20 protein-coding genes are annotated in these 20,892 nt (G+C 36.8%); 17 read left to right on the top strand and 3 right to left on the bottom strand.

Going from position 1 to position 20,892, the window contains the following annotated elements; all coding sequences use genetic code 11:
* The first annotated feature begins 9 nt into the window (after positions 1–9).
* From D5F11_RS08350 to D5F11_RS08280, 14 genes are all read left to right on the top strand, one after another.
* Positions 10–1,578 (top strand): lipopolysaccharide biosynthesis protein, encoded by a 1,569-nt coding sequence (locus tag D5F11_RS08350; protein ID WP_120119026.1) that lies wholly within the window; start codon positions 10–12, stop codon positions 1,576–1,578.
* An 18-nt stretch (positions 1,579–1,596) separates the two neighbouring features.
* Entirely contained in the window at positions 1,597–3,564 is a 1,968-nt protein-coding gene (locus D5F11_RS08345) for a right-handed parallel beta-helix repeat-containing protein (protein ID WP_120119025.1), read from the top strand.
* Between the two features lie 72 nt (positions 3,565–3,636).
* On the top strand, positions 3,637–4,677 hold the full coding sequence (galE, locus tag D5F11_RS08340) for a UDP-glucose 4-epimerase GalE (protein WP_120119024.1): 1,041 nt from the start codon (positions 3,637–3,639) through the stop codon (positions 4,675–4,677).
* An 11-nt stretch (positions 4,678–4,688) separates the two neighbouring features.
* Positions 4,689–5,309 carry a sugar transferase gene (locus tag D5F11_RS08335; RefSeq protein WP_120119023.1) on the top strand — a complete coding sequence of 207 codons (621 nt, stop codon included), beginning with the start codon at positions 4,689–4,691 and terminating at the stop codon, positions 5,307–5,309.
* A 111-nt stretch (positions 5,310–5,420) separates the two neighbouring features.
* The gene (locus D5F11_RS08330; RefSeq protein WP_120119042.1) at positions 5,421–6,557 is read left to right on the top strand and encodes an aminotransferase class I/II-fold pyridoxal phosphate-dependent enzyme; all 1,137 of its coding nucleotides are present in this window, start codon (positions 5,421–5,423) and stop codon (positions 6,555–6,557) included.
* Positions 6,558–6,804: 247 nt separating this feature from the next.
* Positions 6,805–7,746, top strand: coding sequence for a beta-1,6-N-acetylglucosaminyltransferase (locus D5F11_RS08325; protein WP_185830580.1), 942 nt, complete (start codon positions 6,805–6,807; stop codon positions 7,744–7,746).
* A gap of 153 nt (positions 7,747–7,899) precedes the next feature.
* Positions 7,900–9,189 (top strand): type III PLP-dependent enzyme domain-containing protein, encoded by a 1,290-nt coding sequence (locus tag D5F11_RS08320; protein ID WP_245998148.1) that lies wholly within the window; start codon positions 7,900–7,902, stop codon positions 9,187–9,189.
* 183 nt (positions 9,190–9,372) lie between these two features.
* Positions 9,373–10,332 carry an ATP-grasp domain-containing protein gene (locus D5F11_RS08315; protein ID WP_120119020.1) on the top strand — a complete coding sequence of 320 codons (960 nt, stop codon included), beginning with the start codon at positions 9,373–9,375 and terminating at the stop codon, positions 10,330–10,332.
* Positions 10,333–10,372: 40 nt separating this feature from the next.
* The gene (locus D5F11_RS08310) at positions 10,373–10,612 is read left to right on the top strand and encodes a hypothetical protein (protein WP_126646529.1); all 240 of its coding nucleotides are present in this window, start codon (positions 10,373–10,375) and stop codon (positions 10,610–10,612) included.
* 198 nt (positions 10,613–10,810) lie between these two features.
* The gene (locus D5F11_RS08300) at positions 10,811–11,158 is read left to right on the top strand and encodes a helix-turn-helix domain-containing protein (protein WP_120119018.1); all 348 of its coding nucleotides are present in this window, start codon (positions 10,811–10,813) and stop codon (positions 11,156–11,158) included.
* 35 nt (positions 11,159–11,193) lie between these two features.
* Entirely contained in the window at positions 11,194–12,231 is a 1,038-nt protein-coding gene (locus D5F11_RS08295) for a lipid II:glycine glycyltransferase FemX (RefSeq protein ID WP_120119017.1), read from the top strand.
* A gap of 56 nt (positions 12,232–12,287) precedes the next feature.
* Positions 12,288–13,100: a tyrosine-protein phosphatase gene (locus tag D5F11_RS08290; RefSeq protein WP_120119016.1), complete on the top strand. Its 813-nt coding sequence runs from the start codon at positions 12,288–12,290 to the stop codon at positions 13,098–13,100.
* A gap of 43 nt (positions 13,101–13,143) precedes the next feature.
* On the top strand, positions 13,144–13,731 hold the full coding sequence (locus tag D5F11_RS08285) for a sugar transferase (protein ID WP_281277081.1): 588 nt from the start codon (positions 13,144–13,146) through the stop codon (positions 13,729–13,731).
* A gap of 58 nt (positions 13,732–13,789) precedes the next feature.
* On the top strand, positions 13,790–14,863 hold the full coding sequence (locus D5F11_RS08280) for an ATP-grasp domain-containing protein (RefSeq protein ID WP_120119014.1): 1,074 nt from the start codon (positions 13,790–13,792) through the stop codon (positions 14,861–14,863).
* 183 nt (positions 14,864–15,046) lie between these two features.
* Here D5F11_RS08280 and D5F11_RS08275 read toward each other — a convergent pair whose 3' ends face one another.
* Together D5F11_RS08275 and D5F11_RS08270 are read right to left on the bottom strand one after the other, a co-directional pair.
* Positions 15,047–15,346, bottom strand: coding sequence for a hypothetical protein (locus D5F11_RS08275; RefSeq protein WP_126646527.1), 300 nt, complete (start codon positions 15,344–15,346; stop codon positions 15,047–15,049).
* 955 nt (positions 15,347–16,301) lie between these two features.
* Positions 16,302–17,246 carry an MBL fold metallo-hydrolase gene (locus D5F11_RS08270; RefSeq protein WP_245998147.1) on the bottom strand — a complete coding sequence of 315 codons (945 nt, stop codon included), beginning with the start codon at positions 17,244–17,246 and terminating at the stop codon, positions 16,302–16,304.
* 153 nt (positions 17,247–17,399) lie between these two features.
* Between D5F11_RS08270 and D5F11_RS08265 the strand changes: the two genes are divergently transcribed.
* The 3 genes from D5F11_RS08265 to D5F11_RS26185 all read left to right on the top strand — a co-directional run bounded on the left by D5F11_RS08265 (position 17,400) and on the right by D5F11_RS26185 (position 20,091).
* On the top strand, positions 17,400–19,262 hold the full coding sequence (locus tag D5F11_RS08265) for a glycosyltransferase (protein WP_120118885.1): 1,863 nt from the start codon (positions 17,400–17,402) through the stop codon (positions 19,260–19,262).
* Between the two features lie 88 nt (positions 19,263–19,350).
* Positions 19,351–19,725: a cytochrome-c oxidase gene (locus tag D5F11_RS08260; RefSeq protein ID WP_120118886.1), complete on the top strand. Its 375-nt coding sequence runs from the start codon at positions 19,351–19,353 to the stop codon at positions 19,723–19,725.
* 207 nt (positions 19,726–19,932) lie between these two features.
* A complete protein-coding gene (locus D5F11_RS26185; protein WP_185830579.1) occupies positions 19,933–20,091 on the top strand; it encodes a hypothetical protein in 159 nt (52 codons plus the stop codon).
* A 32-nt stretch (positions 20,092–20,123) separates the two neighbouring features.
* On the opposite strand, the gene D5F11_RS08255 is transcribed toward D5F11_RS26185, so the two are convergent.
* A complete protein-coding gene (locus D5F11_RS08255) occupies positions 20,124–20,837 on the bottom strand; it encodes a YjjG family noncanonical pyrimidine nucleotidase (RefSeq protein WP_120118917.1) in 714 nt (237 codons plus the stop codon).
* Positions 20,838–20,892 lie beyond the last annotated feature (55 nt).

Raw genomic sequence — 20,892 nt, 5'->3', positions numbered from 1 at the left:
AGGAGTATTATGAATACCCAAGCGCGGACTCACTTGTCACTTAAAAATCTAAGTTTTGCCCTGGTTGGGCAATTTCTAAGCATCATTATCAGTGTCATTGCCCGGATTGTTTTCGTTAGAACTTTGTCCACAGAATACTTGGGTTTAGATGGACTATTCACAAATGTAATATCAATTTTATCATTAGTGGAACTGGGAATCGGACCAGCGTTAGTTTATAGCCTGTATAAGCCAATTGCTGAAAAAGATATAGAATTAATAAAATCTCTCATGAAACTATATCAAAAGGCTTATTTAATCATTGGTTCCTTAATACTATTGTTTGGAATAACTGTTACACCATTTATACAGTTCTTTATAAAAGATATACCAGATATTCCATATCTCCATTTTATATTTTTGTTATTTGTCTGTAATGCAGCTATTACTTATTTTTATTCTTACAAAAGATCTTTAATTATTGCAGATCAAAGAAAGTATATAGATTCTACTTATCGTTATAGCAGCTTCATTCTACTTAATATCTTTCAATGTATTGTACTTATTATGTGGAAGAACTTCATTCTATTTGTCATATGCCAGTTAATATTCACTTTAATAGAAAATATTTTAGTTTCAAGAGCTGCGAACAAACTATATCCATTTCTAAAACATAAAAATGTAGCAAAGCTGAATAGATTTGTTTTAAAAGGTATTTATAAAAATGTGAAGGCTATGGCCATGCATCGAATAGGAACTGTAATTGTACTTTCAACAGATAACATATTAATTTCAAGCTATGTTGGATTGGTTGCCGTTGGGCTATATTCAAATTATCGATTAATACTAGCAGCATTGAACATCGTTCTTATACAATTTTTTGAGGCTTTAAAATCAAGTGTTGGAAACTTTGGTGTCACAGAGAGTCAGAAAAAAACTGAGAAAGTTTTTCGGAAAATATTTTTTATGAATTTTTGGTTATACGGCTTTGCCGCTGTTGGACTATTGTGTACCATGAATCCATTAATTGAAATTTGGCTGGGAAAAAAATTCATTTTTTCAATGGATATCGTATTACTGATTGTCATCCATTTTTTCCTTGGCGGGATGAGACAGGCTCCATTAACATTTAGGGATGCTCTGGGCCTGTATTGGTATGATCGCTACAAGCCTATTGCAGAATCAATCATTAATTTAGTTGTATCAATAATCTTACTTAAGATGATGGGGATTAGCGGTATTTTTCTTGGAACTATATTTAGTCTAATAACTACATGTTTTTGGGTTGAACCGTATGTACTTTATAAGTATGGATTTAATTTATCATCAAAATCTTATTTCATCACATATATTAAATATACTTCAGCAACAGTACTTGCCGGCCTAATTAGTTACGGTGCTTGTAATATGCTCATTGGTACAACGTTACTCATTTTTGTATCAAAAATATTGATTACAATTACAGTCACGAACACTTTATACTATCTGATTTTTAGGAAAACGGAGGAATATTTGTATTTTAAAGATTTAGTCATAGATGTCATACAGAAACTGTTTTTAAAGAAGAAACTTGCGCAAGTGAAAAATTTTAAAATTTGATTTTTTATTGGAAAAATAGTGGAAGTAAGAGGTCGTGATTTTATTATTAAAGCAAAAAGGCTCAGTGTACTGTTACTTGCTGTTGTATTTTTAATCATTATTTATTCTTCTGATAGAAGTGAGAAAGTAGACATGGAGGTGTTTCTTACATCTATAAAATTAAATAAAACAAGTTTTAAACTGAAGATTAATGAAAGCCAACCCATATTTGCTACGGCTGTATATTCTGATGACTCACAAAAAAATATAATGAAGGAAAGCAACTACTCAACCTCTAACGCAAGTGTAGTTGCAGTGGACAACTCAGGAACAATTATAGGAGTTGGTGTTGGCTCGGCAAACATTACAGTCAAGTACAAAGAGTTTGCTGAAACTGTTTCTATAACTGTTTCTGATGAATCTTTTAACATAAATGTGAAAGATTATGGGGCTTATGGGGATGGACGTCATGATGATACTAAATCTTTTCAACAGGCCATTGATGATCTGGCCGCAAATGGCGGGGGAGATGTCTTCGTTCCTGCGGGAACCTATATTTTGCAGCCTATTTTTCTAAAGCCTAATATTAATCTGATTGGGGAAAACAGCGATACTGTTATATTAAAGTTATCAAATGACGCACCGGATGATTATACCCGCTTGATTACGATGGATAACAATACGAAGATTCAGTCCATTACTTGTGATGGGAATTACCAAAACCATCCGAATGGAACAGAACACATGCATTGTATTTTTGCATCTGATAAAAATAATCTTATCATCGAGGACAACACTTTAATGAATGCGGTTGGGGATGGAATTTCAATTTCGGGATCTAAAAAGAACAGTAATTATATCGTTATTTCCAATAACACCATTCTTGAGAATCAGCGGTCGCAAATAGTTATTGAACAGGCAAATCATCTGTTGATATCTAATAACGCAATATCATCAAAAACAGGACGTCCTGGTATACATTTTGAACCGTGGGAGAAAATGCAATTTTATAATGCTGTTATTACTAAAAATACGATTGTAACCAATTCAAATGAATATTGTGTCTTATTGGCAGGCTCGGACTCCGGGATGGCGGGAAAAAGCAGTTCCGGCTATTTTTTTCACGGAATAGAATTTTCCCAAAACAGCATAGAAGGCCCGTTTTGTTCCTTACTGATTATGGATACAGCTGGAGCAAAAGTGTATAAGAATACACTGTATGTTTCAGATGTATTTGTTTGGAGAAAGAATGAGGACCTCTCTGTTTATAACAATGAGATAAGAGGTACCAATGGCATTCGGATGGAGGGAGGAGAAAACGGGCAGCTGGTTTCAAATCGGACTGTTATTTACGAAAACACGATTCGTTCTGCCGTGGACGGAATAAATATTACTGCAGGAGCAAAAAATACCACAATTTCCGATAATAAGTTTAGTGGTTTGAAAGATGGAGCAGGAGTACATTTATTTGCTTCAGATGATATCGTGAATACTATTGTTTCCAATAATACTTTCAAAAATTATTTTGATGGTGTTAAAGCCTCCAGCATTAGAAAAACTTATATAGATCGTCTAACAGTAACTCATAATGACTTTTCTGATAACGATGGATACGCAATGACTGTGCAGGGGGAGAGCCACCATGTAAAAATGGACAGCAATGTTATTACAAATACTTCAGGTGTATTTTTATTGCTTGAACAGGCCATGTCTATGTCTGATATTTCGATTACTAATAATAAAATCACAGGTGGAAAAAGAGGGATATATCAAAGTCAATCTGGAAAAGGATCTCTTGATGGCCTAACGATCTCAGGGAATCGTATTTCAAATACAACAGGGGAAAAAGCTGAGGGGGCAAGGGGGGCAGCAATCGAGTTCGATATTCATTCAAATCCGCATAAAAATGTTTCCATTAAAGAAAATATGTTAAGGAACAATGCGGTTAACGAGATCTTAATACCCGACTCATTACTAAAATCGGTCAAAGATAATAGGATAAATTAATTAAAAGCACTTCAAACAGTTTGCTGATTGAAGTGCTTTTAAAGTTACTTCTTAAAAATAAGGATGTGACCCATGAAAATACTCATTACAGGCGGAGCCGGTTACATTGGCAGTCATACTTGCGTGGAACTGTTGAATGCTGGTTATGAAATCATTGTAGTGGATAACTTAGCAAACAGTAAATCGGAAGCCTTAAATCGTGTTCGCCGGATTACTGGAAAAGATTTTGCATTTTATCAGGCTGATTTATTAAATAAAGAAGCTTTAGATAGCATTTTTACAGAAAATAGGATTCGTGCAGTGATTCATTTTGCTGGGTTAAAAGCAGTTGGGGAGTCGGTGAATTTTCCGCTTTCGTATTATCACAATAATATTTCCGGAACTTTGCGATTGTGTGAAGTAATGAAAGAACATAGCGTCAAAAGGATTGTATTCAGCTCTTCGGCAACAGTTTATGGAAACCCAAAATCCGTACCTGTATCTGAGGATGATCCACTTGGGGCAACGAATCCATACGGACGTACAAAAAAGATGATTGAGGAAATCTTAAGTGATCTGACTGTGTCTGATCCAGAATGGAGTGTCGCCCTTTTGCGCTATTTCAATCCCATTGGGGCGCATAAGAGCGGGCTTATCGGTGAAGACCCAAATGGAATACCTAACAACCTCATGCCCTACATTTCACAGGTAGCTGTCCGAAAACTGAATGAACTGAAAGTGTTTGGAAATGATTACCCAACAAAAGACGGAACGGGTGTCAGGGATTATATTCATGTAGTCGACCTAGTTGTCGGGCATGTAAGAGCACTTGAAAAGGTTTTAAAATCCAAAGGAGTAGCGGCATATAATTTAGGCACCGGCAGGGGATATAGTGTGTTGGAAATGATTGATGCATTTGAGAAAGCATCCGGCAGGAAGATCCCATATTCTGTTATGGAGAGGCGTCCAGGCGATATCGATATTTGTTATGCCAACCCGCTGAAAGCAAAAAAGGAACTTGGATGGACTGCTGCAAAAGGAATCAGGGAAATGTGTGAAGATACATGGAGATGGCAGTTAAAGAACCCTGATGGTTACGACACAAAAGCAAATGCATTTTCTAAAATGGTGTAACGGAGTGAATGATGAAAAGAGCTTTTGACCTGATTGTATCAATTACCTGTTTTACCTTATTTCTGCCACTTATTATTATAACAACCATATTAATCAAAATTAAACTGGGAAGCCCCGTTATTTTTAAACAACAGCGTCCAGGGTTAAATGACAAACCTTTTGTCCTTTATAAATTTCGTTCCATGACTGATGAAAGAGATGAAAACGGAGACTTACTGCCAGATCATATACGATTGACCCAGTTTGGAAAGCTTCTGAGGCAATTAAGTTTGGATGAACTACCGCAGCTTTTAAACGTGATAAAAGGTGAGATGAGTTTAGTCGGCCCGAGGCCGCTGATGATGGAATACCTTCCTTTATATACAACAGAACAGGCCAGGCGTCATTTAGTTAAACCTGGAATTACTGGCTGGGCTCAGGTAAACGGCAGAAATGCCATTACATGGGAAGAAAAGTTTAAAATGGATGTCTGGTATGTAGATAATAGAAACTTTTTCTTAGATATGAAGATATTATTTTTAACAGTCAAAAAAGTATTAGTGTCTGATGGGGTTAGTAATATGAATCATGTCACTATGCCGGACTTTGAGGGAGAGACTCAAAGTAAAAAGCCTGCATCCTATGACCATTAGAGGACTATCGGAGTGATCGGAAACATCCGGTCGTTTTTTTATTTCAAGCAGAACCTTGGGGGTAGAAAAGTGAGTAAAATAAAAGAAAAAATATATCTTTCTCCTCCGCATATGAGCGGAAATGAACAAAAATATATACAGGACGCATTTGACACAAACTGGATTGCGCCACTGGGACGGAACGTAGACCAATTCGAAAAGGAAGTGGCATCTTTTGTCGGGGTGAGTGATGCCGTTGCAGTCAGCTCTGGAACAGCGGCGATACATTTGGCTCTACGGCTTCTGGACGTGGGTCCCGGAGATACTGTATTCTGCTCAACACTTACTTTTATTGCCAGCGCTAATCCTATCTTGTATCTGGGGGCAAATCCTGTATTTATCGACTCTGAACCGGACACATGGAACATGTCACCACAAGCATTAGAGAGGGCATTAAAGGATGCAAAGGCTGAAGGGGCACTCCCGAAAGCCGTCATTGTTGTTCATTTATATGGGCAAAGTGCGAAAATGGATGAGATATTAGCTATATGTAATAAATACTGTGTACCTGTGATAGAGGATGCAGCGGAATCTCTAGGCTCCTCTTATAAAGGAAAAGCAAGTGGAACCATGGGTGCTTTTGGCATCTATTCATTTAATGGAAACAAAATCATAACGACATCTGGAGGGGGGATGCTGGTTTCCAATAATCGGGTTGCAATAAGTAAAGCTCGCTTTCTGGCAGCGCAGGCAAAGGATAACGCTCCTCATTATCAGCATAGTGAAATCGGGTTTAATTATCGGATGAGTAATATCCTTGCTGGGATTGGAAGAGCTCAATTAGAGGTATTAGAAGATAGAGTGCGGGCTAGAAGGTTGGTTTTCAATCAATATAAGTTTTATTTATCAGGTTTCCCAGGGGTTAAATTTATGGAAGAGTTGGAAAATACGAAATCCAATCGCTGGTTGACAGCCTTATTAATAGATGAAAAGGAGGCAGGGTTTTCTAGTCAGGCTTTGTTAGAGTTCTTGTCAGCTGAGAATATAGAAGCCAGACATGTTTGGAAGCCGCTCCATCTGCAGCCTCTTTTTAATGGTGCCCCCTATTATTCTCATAATGAAGAAGAAAATGTTGCGGAAGAATTATTTAGCAAGGGCATTTGCCTTCCGTCTGGCTCGGGAATGACAAGAGGCCAGCAAGGGAGAATCATTAACACCATTTTGAACTTTTGTATAAAAAAAGATCATCACACTGGCGTAAATTTATGAATATTTCCATGATGACTCAGAGGGAGTTTTATCAACTGTTACTTTTTACGTATACAAAAGTCAGGAAATCAGAAGAATTGGCGCTGCATGACATAATCGATGAAATGATTCACCATATTGAATCTACATGTGATGATCCAAGCTGGCTTTCTGGCAAAATAGAACAAAGGAATTATACTTAAAAAAAGAGTTAAGTGCAATATGCTCCCTGTGAGATCCAATATAAAGTTTAAAAGGGGAAATGAGAGTGAGTTCCACTTTACGAACCGCATATATCTTGCAAATCCACAAAAACCCTGAACAAGTTAATAAGTTTATTCATCAACTCATTTCAGATGACCAGGCAGACGTATACGTTCATATTGACAAAAGAAGTTATGAGCAAATGCGCAATAAAATACTGAAAAACGAACATGTTAAAGTATTAGATCAAGCAGTTATCTGCGAGTGGGGAGATATCAGTCAGGTCGATACGACCATTCTATTGTTAAGAGAGGTATTAGCCTCTCAAAAAGATTATGATTTTGTCTGTTTAAGGAGCGGTCAGGACCTGTTGGTTAAAAACGGGTTTAAGGATGTCTTAATAAATAATCATAGAAACATATATATGACTTTACGGGGAGTAGATAAGAGAAATTCCGGACTAATGGAAATTAACTGGCCCAAGATCGCACGCAAAAGGTACACTTCATTTCATCCTGTCAGGGTGTATAGGAGCATGGTTCATAGTTTATATCGAAAAGGAATAAATCTGTTTCCTAATCAAAATGAATGGCACAAAGGTTATTCCCTGTTTAATGGGGCACAGTGGTTTTCTATACCACTGGAAGTTGCTGAATATATGATAGATTTTATAGATTCTAATCCATGGTATTACCAATACTTTGAAAATACATTATGTCCGGATGAATGGTTTTTTCATACAATCATCATGAATTCTCATTATAAAGTTGACGTAGTGAATGACAATTTTATGTATGTAAACTGGGGTGAAACGATTGAAACGCGTAATTCACCTCTGGATTTGAAAGAGAAGGATATCAAAGCAATTGAGGAATCGAGTTCTTTTTTTGCAAGAAAATTTGATGAAGGTGTGGACCAATTAGTTATCGATTATTTTGTGGAAAGATATTGCTTTGGAAAAAGCCGCATTGCTAAGAAAGAGACAGCAACAAGTAATTCAAGCTAGGCTTACAGTGCTTCAAGAAGAGGTTTGGTCGAAAGATATTTGAAGAGGACGATAAGAACGGTAAAAGTGTCAATCAATATAAAAAATCATTTGGTGCATTATGCGGTTATGAAGAGTGTATAAAGCAGGCGGTTAATAATTGGAGGGAAGCCAGTGGAAAGTATAATTGAAGCAACTGGAAAAAACGATCTAGGTTTGGATCATGATGGGATTCATCAACTTGCGAATGAGCATGGTTCCTCTTTTTATGTATTAAATGTTAATAAATTAAGGGAAAATTACAGAAAAATAGATACAGCTTTTAAAAGCAGGTATGAAAACTTTATCATTGGTTATTCCTACAAAACAAATTATCTTCCTTATTTGTGTAAAGAATTATCAAATTTAGGGGCCTATGCAGAGGTCGTTTCACGTTTAGAGTATGATTTGGCGATAAGAATAGGCGAAGACCCGATGAGAATTATTTTTAATGGGCCACTTAAAACTATGGACGATATAACTTACGCTTTGAACAATAAAAGCATCATTAATATAGATTCTTTATATGAAATAGACTTTGTAAAAGAATTCGCCTTAAGCAATCCAGATATAGAAGTTTCCATTGGCTTAAGAGTCAACTTTGATATTTCTCAAAATGGGGTAAGTGCTCTCCAGGAAGGTTATAAACTCAGCAGATTTGGAATCTGTGTTAATAATGGAAACTTGAAACATGCCTTAACTGAATTAAGAACAATAAAGAATATTCGTATTGTTGGATTGCATGGTCATTTTTCAACTAAAAATAGGAGTTTGGAATCCTATAAGATCATTACGCAAAATCTTTGTATGTTGGCAAAAGAAAATATTTTGGATAGTTTGGAGTATATTGATGTCGGAGGCGGAATATATGGGGAATTGCCGGAATCTTATAATACGAACGTGCCGACATTTGATGATTATGCGGAAACGATATGCGGAATAATGAATAAAGAATTTGACGGTTTGGAGAAAAAACCGCTATTAATATTGGAGCCAGGAGTAGCGATGGTTGCCAATGTTTTTTTATTTATAGCAGAAGTTATAGAAAGTAAAAAAATAAGGGATGAATATTTTGTACTGGTTGATGGCAGTGTTCATAATGTAAAACCAACCATGCATAAGAACAATCTGCCAATGAGGATAGTAAGAAAAAATCCTGATATTGACACGGTGAAACAATCTTTTAACATCGTAGGATATACATGCATGGAAAAGGATTACTTGGCTTTTGAAATAAAAGATAGACTTCCCATGAAGGATGATTATATTTTTTTCGAAAATGTCGGTGCGTATACAATCGTTTTTAACCCTCCGTTTATTAAGGAACGTCCTGGTATTGTAGCTATGAATCATACGGAATTTACTACAGTTCGAAGGAAGGAGACTATAAAACAGTTTTTTAATGAAGAGATTTACATATTTTAAGAGGATATTTAAAAAGTCACCAAATGATAACCGGCGAATCTCTTCGTTGGCTTGTTTCCGTGCTGCTCATGTATCTAAAAGCATACATTGCGCTGCTCGAAACTGCGCCGCCTCGACCTTCTTGCTTCTAATTTGGCAACTTTTTGAACACGCACTTTAAGTCACTTTAGAAAGGGTTTTTTTATGAACATACTAATTTGCAGTGCTGGACGCAGAGTTAAGCTCATTCAATTCTTTAAAGAAGAGCTTCATAAAGTTGGGGGAAAAGTAATTGCAGTAGACTGTGACAGGACAGCTGCAGCCTTGTACCACGCCGATCTATATGAAGTTGTTCCACGGATAGACCACCCTGAATACATTTCGCATATTAAAAGTCTATGTAATAAATATAAAATCAAAGGCGTATTGTCACTAATTGATCCTGAGCTAACATTGTTAGCACGTGTTAAAGATGAACTTAAAAAGGATGGCATTGTGACCCTTTTGTCGGAGAAAGATGTGGTGGATATATGCTATGACAAATATTTAACATACAAATTTTTGCAAAAACATCATATTCCGTCTGTTCCAACTTATATTGACATCAGCGAGGTAATTAAAGATCTAAATAATAATACAATTGATTTTCCTTTAATACTGAAACCGAGAAAAGGCAGTGCCAGTATCGGTATTCATAAAGTTACTTCTATTAAAGAGCTTGAGGAGGCCCAGAATAGACATCGGGAGTTTATTATCCAGCCTTTTATAACGGGCGAGGAGTTTGGTGCTGATTGTTATATAGACTTACTAAATAAAAAAACTATAAATATATTTTTAAAAAGAAAAATAACCATGCGGGCCGGAGAAACAGATAAATCCATAGCTGTAAAAGATCCGGAATTAAAGCAAATAATTGAAAACCTTATAAGAATTCTTCAGCCGGTTGGGCCAATAGATATTGATTGTTTTAAGACTGAATCTGGCTATGTAGTGTCTGAAATTAATCCGAGATTTGGGGGAGGATACTTACATGCTCATGAATCTGGACAAAATTTTATAAAAAATATCATAGAGAATATAAAAGGGAAAGAGAATGCTATACAGCAGAATGATTATAAAGTAGGAACCACTATGATAAAATACGATCATTTTCTAGTTGTTTAACTTCATTCAGCAGAAACCTCCCACTTCTATAAGTGGTGAGATGAAAGCATATTGGTATTCCATTCAGTGTGGGTTCAAACCCCGGCTGAATAAAGTTAAGCCTCCGGCGGATGCCTCAGATTTTCAGAGGAAATTTATCGAGCGGAGCTCGATAAAATCTGGGCGCAAATACGCCAAGGCGCATCTGATCTTCATTCAGCAGAAACCTCCCACTTCTATAAGTGGTGAGATGAAAGCATATTGGTATTCCATTCAGTGGGGTTCAAACCCCGGCGAATAACGTTAAAGCCTCCGGCGGATGCCACAGATTTTCAGAGGAAATTTATCGAACAGAGCTCGATAAAATCCGGGTGCAAATACGCCAAGGCGCATTTGATGATATATACGTATACCCATGGGGTATTAAGTAACCTCGTTCACAAGAAAACATTCAAATACAATACTCAAAAACTATAGGAGAAAAATGAGGTATTAACCAATGATAGGAAAAAAAATCTACAATATTCGAAGAAAAAAAGGAATGACGTTATCAGAATTAGCCAAGCGGTCTAATATATCAAAGTCCTATCTAAGCGTAATTGAAAGAAGTATAAATGAAAATCCCTCTATTCAAGTGATTCATAAAATAGCGGCTGGTTTAGATGTAGACATCAAAACAATCATAGGAACGGATAAAGAACAAAAACAATATATTGAAAATGAGTGGATTGAATTTGTCAGTGAATTAAAGAAAACAGGGATTGATAAGAAACAGATCCACGAATATAAAGCAGTGATTGAATTTATTAAATGGAGAAAAGAGAATACAAGCAATGATGAGATGTAATTTTAGGCAGTTGTTAAGAGAGTGGTGGAAATGGAATGATACTGATTCAAATAATAGAAACACTTGCACAGTGGAATGAGGTATTAATGAAATTTAAAGATGTGGATATTTATTATACATTTGAATATGGCCGCTTATTTGCTGCGAAAGAAAATGGTAAGTTATTTGCTATGTATTTTGAAGATAAGGGTACAAAAATAATCTATCCATTTATTAGAAGAAAGTTCGAGTGGAATAAGGAAGTTGTTTATGATATTGTCACACCTTACGGATACGGTGGACCTCTACTCGAGGGAAACAAGGAGTCGATGGGTCAGTTTTATCGTCATTTTGAGGATTATTGTAAAGAAAATAACATTATAACTGAAACAATCAGGTTCCATCCCATCAATAAAAACTATTTTATTTGTAAAAAAGTCATGGATATTGAATATATCAGGCAGACTACTGCTGTGGATTTAACTTTGCCCATGGAGGAAATCCGAAAAACATATACATCAATGAATAAACGAAACATTATAAAAGCTAAAAGGGAAGGCGTTTTCTGTTATTTAGCTGAAAACACCCCAGAAAACATTAGAATATTTATTGAATTATATAAGGAGACCATGGATCGTAATCAAGCAGATAGCTATTATTATTTTGATGACAACTACTTTTTTGAACAGATGAAAAATACAAGTATAAGTAAAACATATTTAATTTTCGCTCAATATAATGGTGAAATTGTTGCAGCTGTTATGGTCATTATCGGGCCTAAATACTCCCATTATCATCTTGGTGCGTCAAAAACGAAATATTTTTTTGTTAAACCAAATAATGCTCTGTTTGATTATATGATTGAATTTTGTAAATCAAAGGGATCAGAGCTTCTCCATTTGGGGGGAGGATATACAGATGATGATGGGTTGTTTAAATTTAAGACATCCTTTACCAATAATAAAAATTTTGATTACTACATTGGGAAGAAAGTATATAACCCCAAAAAATATAATAAAATATTAGACGATATCACAGGACGATTCAAAGTGAAAAAAAACTACTTTCCAGCATACAGAGGGCTTATTGATTAGTGGTCAATCCTTGTTCTTAATTTAAGAGCAAACGAAAGGTTCCAGGGAGGAAAAGAATGATTGTAGATATTCATAACCATATTTTGCCTAATCTCGATGATGGACCGCAAAATTGGGAAGAAATGACCCTGCTGGCAAAACAAGCTGCGCAAGCTGGTATTACCCATGTCATTGCAACTCCTCATCATAAACATCGTCATAAGGAGCATTTTTATGAAAATGATCCTTCTGTCATTTTATTAATGACAGAGAAGGTAAATCAACGATTAAAAAAAATGGGTATTCCTTTGTCTGTTCATCCCGGGGTAGAATTTCATTTACACGAAAATATTCTAAAAGAAATAGACAATAGTTTGGATGACTTTCTAACGCTAAATAATAATGGGAAGTACATATTACTGGAGCCTCCCAGCAGGTTTTATCCGGACTATATTGATAAGGCGTTACTCAAACTAAAGGAAATAGGGCTCATTCCCATTCTTGCCCATCCGGAAAGGAATAGGGAATTAAGAAAAAACCCCAAGAATCTTTATCATCTAGTCGAAAACGGAATATTGATCCAAGTCACGGCAGCCAGTATTCTAGGTATTCATGGAAGGCGATTAAAAAACTTTGCACTGCATTTGCTAGACCATCACCTCGTTCATTTTATAGCATCGGATGCACATCACTTTGTTCGGAGAAAATTTGAGTTAATGAATGCATATGAATATATTAAAGACAAATACTCGCTAGATTTATGTGAATATTTTAAAAATAATGCTATCCATGCTTTAGAAGGAACTGATATAAAGGTAAAAAATCCGAAGAAAATCAGTAAAAAAAGACAATATTTCTTTTTATATAATCATCCATTAAATCAGATTTGAAAGAGAAAATAGCAAGTATCAGCGTGTTTACGAGGAAGGGATAATTGTGAAAAGAGTAGTCGATGTTTTGGGAGCCACTTTTTTGGTCATTCTGTTCTCTCCAATTCTCCTAATCATTGCCATTGCCATTTTTGTAAGCGATGGAGCTCCAATTCATTTTAAGCAAACACGTCCGGGACTGCATGGAAAGCCGTTCATTATTTACAAATTTCGGACGATGAATGATATAAGAGATGAGAATGGGCAGATGCTTCCGGGAAAATTTCGATTGACAAAAACGGGAAAATTTCTAAGAAGGTACAGTTTAGATGAATTGCCCCAGTTGGTTAATGTAATCAAGGGTGACCTTAGTTTAGTTGGGCCGCGCCCATTACTAATGGAATACCTTGATAAATATACCCCGGATCAGGCGCGGAGACATGATGTTAAACCAGGAATAACAGGTTGGGCACAGGTGAATGGCAGGAATGCCATTAGCTGGGATGAAAAGTTTCATTTAGATATTTGGTATGTGGATCATCAATCTTTTTGGTTGGATATAAAAATATTACTTTTAACTACGAAAAAAGTATTTAAAAAGGAAGGTATTCATGCCCAGGGTCATTATAGTATGGAAAGGTATAAAGGATAACTTGAGAAGAGTCAACTGAAATCAAAACAATTCCATAAATTAATGAGGTGTTCCTCTAATGAAAAAAATATTAATAACAGATGTTGGTGTAGCCCCCGCTGAAAATGTCATTAAATCTTGGAAATACTTAAATGGACATGAAGAGATCATCGGGGTTTCAAGAAATCCATTTGACCTGATCAGCTCACAAGCCGACTCGAAACAATATATCCCTTATGAGTATGCATTAGGGAAGAAATATAAAAATTCTCTGCTGCAGGTTATCGATGAGGAGAAGCCTGATCTTGCAGTTTTCATGAATGATAGAGAAATTCTTCAGGCATCATTATTTAGGGATGAAATTCTGGCAAGAGGAACGAAATTATTTATGCCGAGACATCGTGTAATTGAAATTTGTACGAATAAATATTTGTCATATAAAATGTGGAAGGCAAACGGAATCAAAGTACCGAAGACAATGATCATTAAAGATCGTGATGATCTAAAGCGTTCCTTTGAGTTGTTGGGAGATAATAACGGTAAAATATGGTTGAGACATACAGTTGGTGCCGGAGGTAAGGGGGCTTTGCCTACTAATGACTTTGAATTTGCCCAACATTGGATAGATATTTACAATGGTTGGGGGAATTTTACCGCATCAGAACTGCTTCAATCATCCAAAACAGTGACATGGTTATCTATTTGGTTTGAAGGGGACCTAGTAGTAGCCCAAACGAGACGGAGAAAATCATGGGGATTTGGAAACCGGACGATATCAGGTGTAACCGGAATAACAGGAGTAGGAGAGACGTATTCAGATCATATAGTGGATAAGGTTGCACTAGATACTGTACTAGCTATTGATGAAAATCCACATGGTGTATATGGCGTAGACATGACCTATGATCAAAATGATTTTCCTAATCCAACCGAAATCAATATGCGTTTTTTTACAACATCTTACTTTTTTACTCAAGCCGGATTGAACATGCCCCAAATATATAAAGATATAATCTTGTATAATACATTTCCTAGCCTTGAAAATAAAATGAATCCATTACCGGATGGATTGCTGTGGACCAGGGATATTGATAGGGAAGCTATATTAACAACCGAAGAAGCTATCAGTAAAATAGTTGAAAACAAAATTTGATTTTTAGAGGATGTTCAAAAAGTTACCAAATGAAAAGCGGCGAATCTCTTCGTTGGCTTGTTTCTGTGCTGCTCATGTATTTAAAAGCATACATTCCGCTGCTCGAACCTGCGCCGCCTCGACCTTCTTGCTTCTAATTTGGCAACTTTTTTGAACACGCACTTTTATGGAAGAGAAGGTTTGTCACCTTCTCTTGCTTTCCATGTAACACCAAGTGTTATTTACGTGAATTTTATCAACCCTCCCCCTCTCTTCCAAATAGTCCAGGTGTCCAATCACCTCTGACATAACGAGTGAAAATTGCCGCTCATATGTATCCCCATAATACCTTTTTGCAACTTCGTTTGCAGTTGAACAACCTGCATCAATCAGTGAAAGGAATTTATCCGCCTTTCTGTCAGCCCCTACGATTCTTCTTTCAATCAGTTCACGATGATTTTCGATCACCATGCCATGCCAGGAAAGTGACCAAAAAAGGAGCATACCCTTATGGGAATGCCCTGTTAAAAGCATTATATTTGCGTATTCTGGAAACAAAGCGATGTCTGACAACTGGTCATGTCAGAAACTAGTTGCTCATTCATGATGAGTTGAAAGATAGGGTTTTAAGATACTTGATAAAGTGTGCTTACACACCTAAATCTTGAGTTTTTAACCATGAAAAACAAACAGGTTTATTGCCAAATACTTCTTGTAGCTCCTCTTGGGCCGAAATAATAAGGTCATCCCCTATCTATAATTTAGGTGATAGTATGCAATTGAACCATTTTATCTATTTCTTTTGTGGAGCTTTATGAATTTGAAACGCCATAAATTATCAATCACAAAGAAAAGAATCAGAAGAACAATCGCTACTGGTATAAACACTTTGTCAGCGTTCTCTCCATAAATGTACCTTCCTAAAGAAAATAATATTATTATGGTTCCAGTTACTATGGTCAGTATCCCCATAGAAATTGCATAGGATCTTTCATTTCTAAAACCATTTAGGTTAGTATAGCCAATAATGAAATTGAGTAAATTTTTTCGGGAGATTAGATAGCCAATAAATATTATAATAACACCAAAAATGATCATCATAATAAGTTGCAAGTAAACATCACCTCAATCAGTTTTACACAAAAAATGAGGATTGTTAGTCTAGTTCTTTGTATATGTTTTTTTGAACGAGGGTTTTCGCCTATTCTCTATCCACCTGGTTGCAGTACAAGTCATGCAAGCCTATTCGATGAACCATATATACTACTCTGGTGGACAAGAGAGCCAACATCAATAAAAATCTGAATCATGGGATTAAAATGCTGTTTAGTCTAAAATATTTTTTTATTACTACCTTTAGAAAAATCATGGAATTTATTGAGTTCCTCTAAATATTGTTTTTAGACTTGATATGTCGCCAAGTATTCATAAAAAACTACTTTGTGATATCTATCAAATGTCATTCGTATGTCCAAACCCCATTTTTAAGTGATCTCCCAATTTTACCCATCCCCTCCAAATAGTCCAGGTGTCCAATCACCTCTGACATAACGAGTGAAAATTGCCGCTCATATGTATCCCCATAATACCTTTTTGCAACTTCGTTTGCAGTTGAACAACCTGCATCAATCAGTGAAAGGAATTTATCCGCCTTTCTGTCAGCCCCTACGATTCTTCTTTCAATCAGTTCACGATGATTTTCAATCACCGTGCCATGCCCTGAGAAAACGGTGTCGATATGGAGTCCCAAGCATTTCTTCATTGATTCCAAATGAAGGGAGAGTGACTGGATTCTATTTCCATTTTCGTCAGGCTCAACGAGGGCATTGCTAGAAATATGGTTGATCAGGAGATCGCCAGCAAAAAGCTGCTGTGTATCCGGATTATAGAGCGCCATTTGATCAGGCGCATGACCAGGTACTTCAATCACTTTGAAATTTTCAAAGGCTCCAGCGGTTAATTCATACAGCCCACATTCGATTTTTTGCGACTGGTTTACTTCCGCCGCTCTCCTTAGATGTTCCACCTGTTTCTTGCCAGCCTCTCCGCATCCCATTTCTCTGTATAGTTGGTCAAAGAACTCAATCCTCATTTGTATAAATTCTGGCTCTCTTTTTAATCGAGGAAAAGAGAGGGGGTGGGCGAATACTGGAATTGGGTTAGCCGAAACTACTCTGTTTACGAGTCCAACGTGGTCGATATGATGATGCGTCAGGAAAATATGGGTGATGTCACTTATGTCAAATCCATTGTTACTTAATGTATTGTTCAAAGCGTCCCAGCAATCGTCATTATTTAAACCAGCATCAATCAATAACAGGGACTGATCAGCTTTAAGTAAATAAAAATTAATACTTTTTAAAGAAGATTTGACTGGAACGATGACAGGGAGTACTTCTAACAATCTAGTCACTCCTTTAATTTAGATGACTTTATGATAGCACATGAGGACTAAATATAAGAGCAGCCACGTTTTCGATGTGATTTCGCTCCAAATTGTTTAATCATGTCTTTATTTGTCCATGCCTATAAAAAGAAAATAGAAGGGTGAAGTGCTTTGAATGATTGTGCCGTGTATTTTATGCTGCATTCGATTGAAAAAGTAAGGGGTGGGCTGACGAGGGCAGCCATCCAGCGAGCTAACAAGTTAAGCCGACTCTATGATGATATTGGATTGATCACTTTTGATTTTAATCCAGATTATGATCAAGTGATAAAACATTATAAAGATATCAGACTTTGGAATGATAAAATCAAGCATTACAATGTGTACGAATTTCTGATGAATCAGTCGGAAATCGAGAAGACGGGTGAATTGACACAGACAGTTTTTCAAGATGATTCGATTTACCAACGTGTGCTGTTTGACTTTGAGGGGCGACCAAGGAAAGTGACGCAGTTTGATAAAAAGAATGGGAAAGTAATAAAGGAATTATTGCTTACCAAAGATGGACGGCGTTTTTTTGAAAGGTGTTTTCTGTATGGGAGATATACTCTTTTGGATCAGAATGGCAGCGAAATCAAGTCGTTTAAAACGGTAAAAGGCTATCGTCGGCATTTTGTTGAATCGATTTTTAAGAACAGGGAAACGATTTTGTTGTCCGATAGCCGCTTTACGGACAGAATACTCATGGGAATCGAGGATACTAAGGCGGTTAAAGTAGCAGTTTTACACAGTAATCATCTGCAGTCACCGTATCAATATGGGAGTCCCCTTGTAAAAAGAAATGAATTATTATTTAATCGCTTGAATCAGCTTGATGCAGTTGTAACTTTAACGGATAGCCAAGCGGAAGATATTGCCAGCCGCTTTGGTCGGAGATCCACGATACATACGGCCGGTCACCCAGCTTTAATGCCGAGCAAAAATACGGAAGAGCATGACCCGTACACCGCGGTCATGCTTGTTCGCTATGAAGGAATCAAGCAAATTCCTCATGCAATTAAAGCATTTAAAAGAGTGGTCAAAAAAGTGGCAAAGGCGAAGCTTGAGATTTGGGGATTTGGAAGGGAAGAAGATAGGTACAGAAGGCTGATTAGCAGGTTAAGGCTGGAAAATCATGTTTTTATAAAAGGTTTTACCTATGATGTAGATACTACTTTCCAAAGGGCAGCTTTTTCATTAATGACATCCAAATCCGAAGCATTCGGCATGTCCATTGTTGAAAGCATGAGTGTTGGAACGCCCGTCATTTGTTATGCCTGCAAATATGGACCGACTGATATCATCACACATGAAAAAAATGGCCTGCTAATTGATCCTGGGGATATAAAAGGTTTAGCTGATGCTATGATTGATCTTTTCTTAAATAAAGAGAAAAGGAGTGCTTTAAGCAGAGAAGCAAAAAAGATAACCAAAAGGTTTGGGAATAAAAAGCTGGAAGAGAGATGGAAGGTCATTTTTGAGGAGGCAAGAAAACAAAGCAAACAAAGGATTTATCTTGAAGGCCTCAGAGCGGAAATGACTAATGTTGTATTTGATGAAGAAACAGGTATTAAAGTCGAAGGCCGGGTCCACTTTAAAGAAATTGAGCCGCTTTTCCACGATAAGATCATCCTTTTTTTGCAGTTTCGGAGACGAAAAGAAATGGAAGATTTGTATGCTCCGCTATCGGTCAGTTGGGAGAATCCAAACACCTTGATATTTAAGGGGAAGTTCTCTGATCTTCAAAAGCTGTTTAAAGGCTGCTGGGATATAAATTTAAGCGTTTCTTGTTTGAATTTCCATCAGTTTGTAAAGCCGATGCTCATAAATGCTAAGATTGGAGGGCGAAATACAGACCTGAAATTATGCAGAAAGAGACAGCGAGTTTTTGTGAAAGTGTACCAACCAAAGAAAAAAAAGCCACTCAATATTTATTTTTTTCTTGAAAAGTATAAAGCGAAAATCAGGGACGGGGTTCGAAGACTTGGAGGTTAGCTTAAGAGAAATTTATTATTCAGCCAACGCATATTCGATATGCCCTCCTCATATATTTATTAATGATAAAGAGATTAGGGGGGGTTTTATGGGGGTCAGACTGATCAAGATTGCTGTTGTGTATTTCCTCATAGCCATTTCCTTGGGGCTTTACATGTCATTTACTCATGTGTTCGCCTTGTCCACGGTCCATGTGCATATGAATCTGCTTGGCTGGATGTCGTTTGCAATTGCCGGAATTTTATATTTGTTATTTCCACATTTAACATTGACATCCTCCGCCAAAGCCCATTTTTGGCTTCATAATATCGGGCTGCCTGTCATGATGATCAGCATTGCACTTGCCATTTTAGGAGTCAGTCCGGTCTTCTTTCCGGTTGCAACGCTGGGCGGAGCCATTACTGTGCTGGGGGTTTTCTGTTTTGGATATAATGTTTTAAAGAATTTAAAGACGAACGCATAGTGTTCGAGTTTACCTACCTTCACAAAAAATGGAATAAAAAATGAGTGTAGAGAGCTTTCTCTGCACTCATTTTTATTGATTATTTTGTTTAGTTTTTTTAAAAGCATCAAGAGGTATATGGTGCGGCATCCCGTTCAACTGCTTCTTTTGCTTTAACTTCATTCAGCAGAAGTCTCCCACTTCTGTAAGTGGTGAGATGAATGCCTATTGGTATTCGACTCAGTGGGAGGCAAACCCCAACTGAATAAAGTTAAAGCCTCAGGCGGATGCCACAGATTTTCAGAGGAATTTATCGAGCGGAGCTCGATAAATTCTGGGCGCAAATACGCCAAGGCGCATTTGATTGAAGGAGATACTCATTTTTAATGCCGTTTTTCACCTTTTCCTTTTTTCGTTCTTCAATCAATAAAATTTTCTTTACACTTACTTTTAGACAATATTTTTTGAAGATCTGTCAATTCCTGAATTTCATAGGTCGGCAGAACATCAGTACAATTTTTTCGGTGATCGGGATTGAACCAGCATGTGTCAATTCCGTAGTTTACTCCTCCTTTAATATCAGAAGTCAAAGAATCACCAACAATTAACACTCGGTCCTTGTCTTCAATTTGGAGTTTGGAAAATGCATAATCAAAAATCCTTGAGTCAGGTTTTTGGTAGCCGGCTCTTTCGGACGTAATTAAATCCACGAATGTATTGTTAAGAGCCGATTTTTTGATTCGGGACTCTTGGACAGTGTGAAATCCATTTGATAAAACAGCTAGGCGGTAATCCGAAAGATTTTTGCATAGTTTCTCTGCACCCGGCTTAAGATGGAACCCTTTACCTAAGTTTTCTAAGTATCTGTTTCCGAATTCTTTGGCATCTACTTCGAGCCCATGCTTCAAAAAAAGCCTCCTAAATCTTTCTACCTTCAGTTCGGACAACATGATCATTCCTTGTTCTAGCTCCCCCCATAATATGGAGCTGATTTCCCTATAACTTGTACGATAATCCGACACACCTTTCGGCATACCAAATTCCAAAAATGTTTTTTGCAGTGCCTCTTCTTCTGAAAGTCTGAAGTCAAACAGGGTATCATCCATGTCGAACAGTATCACTTCGTATTTCATATGTACCTCCATCATTTGACGAGTTTGTAAAAGTGGGAAGGATTTCTGATGGTAT

Source organism: Siminovitchia terrae (assembly GCF_003605405.2).
GTDB classification, from domain to species: domain Bacteria; phylum Bacillota; class Bacilli; order Bacillales; family Bacillaceae_C; genus Siminovitchia; species Siminovitchia terrae.
This window is presented reverse-complemented; position numbering and strand designations above follow the sequence as displayed.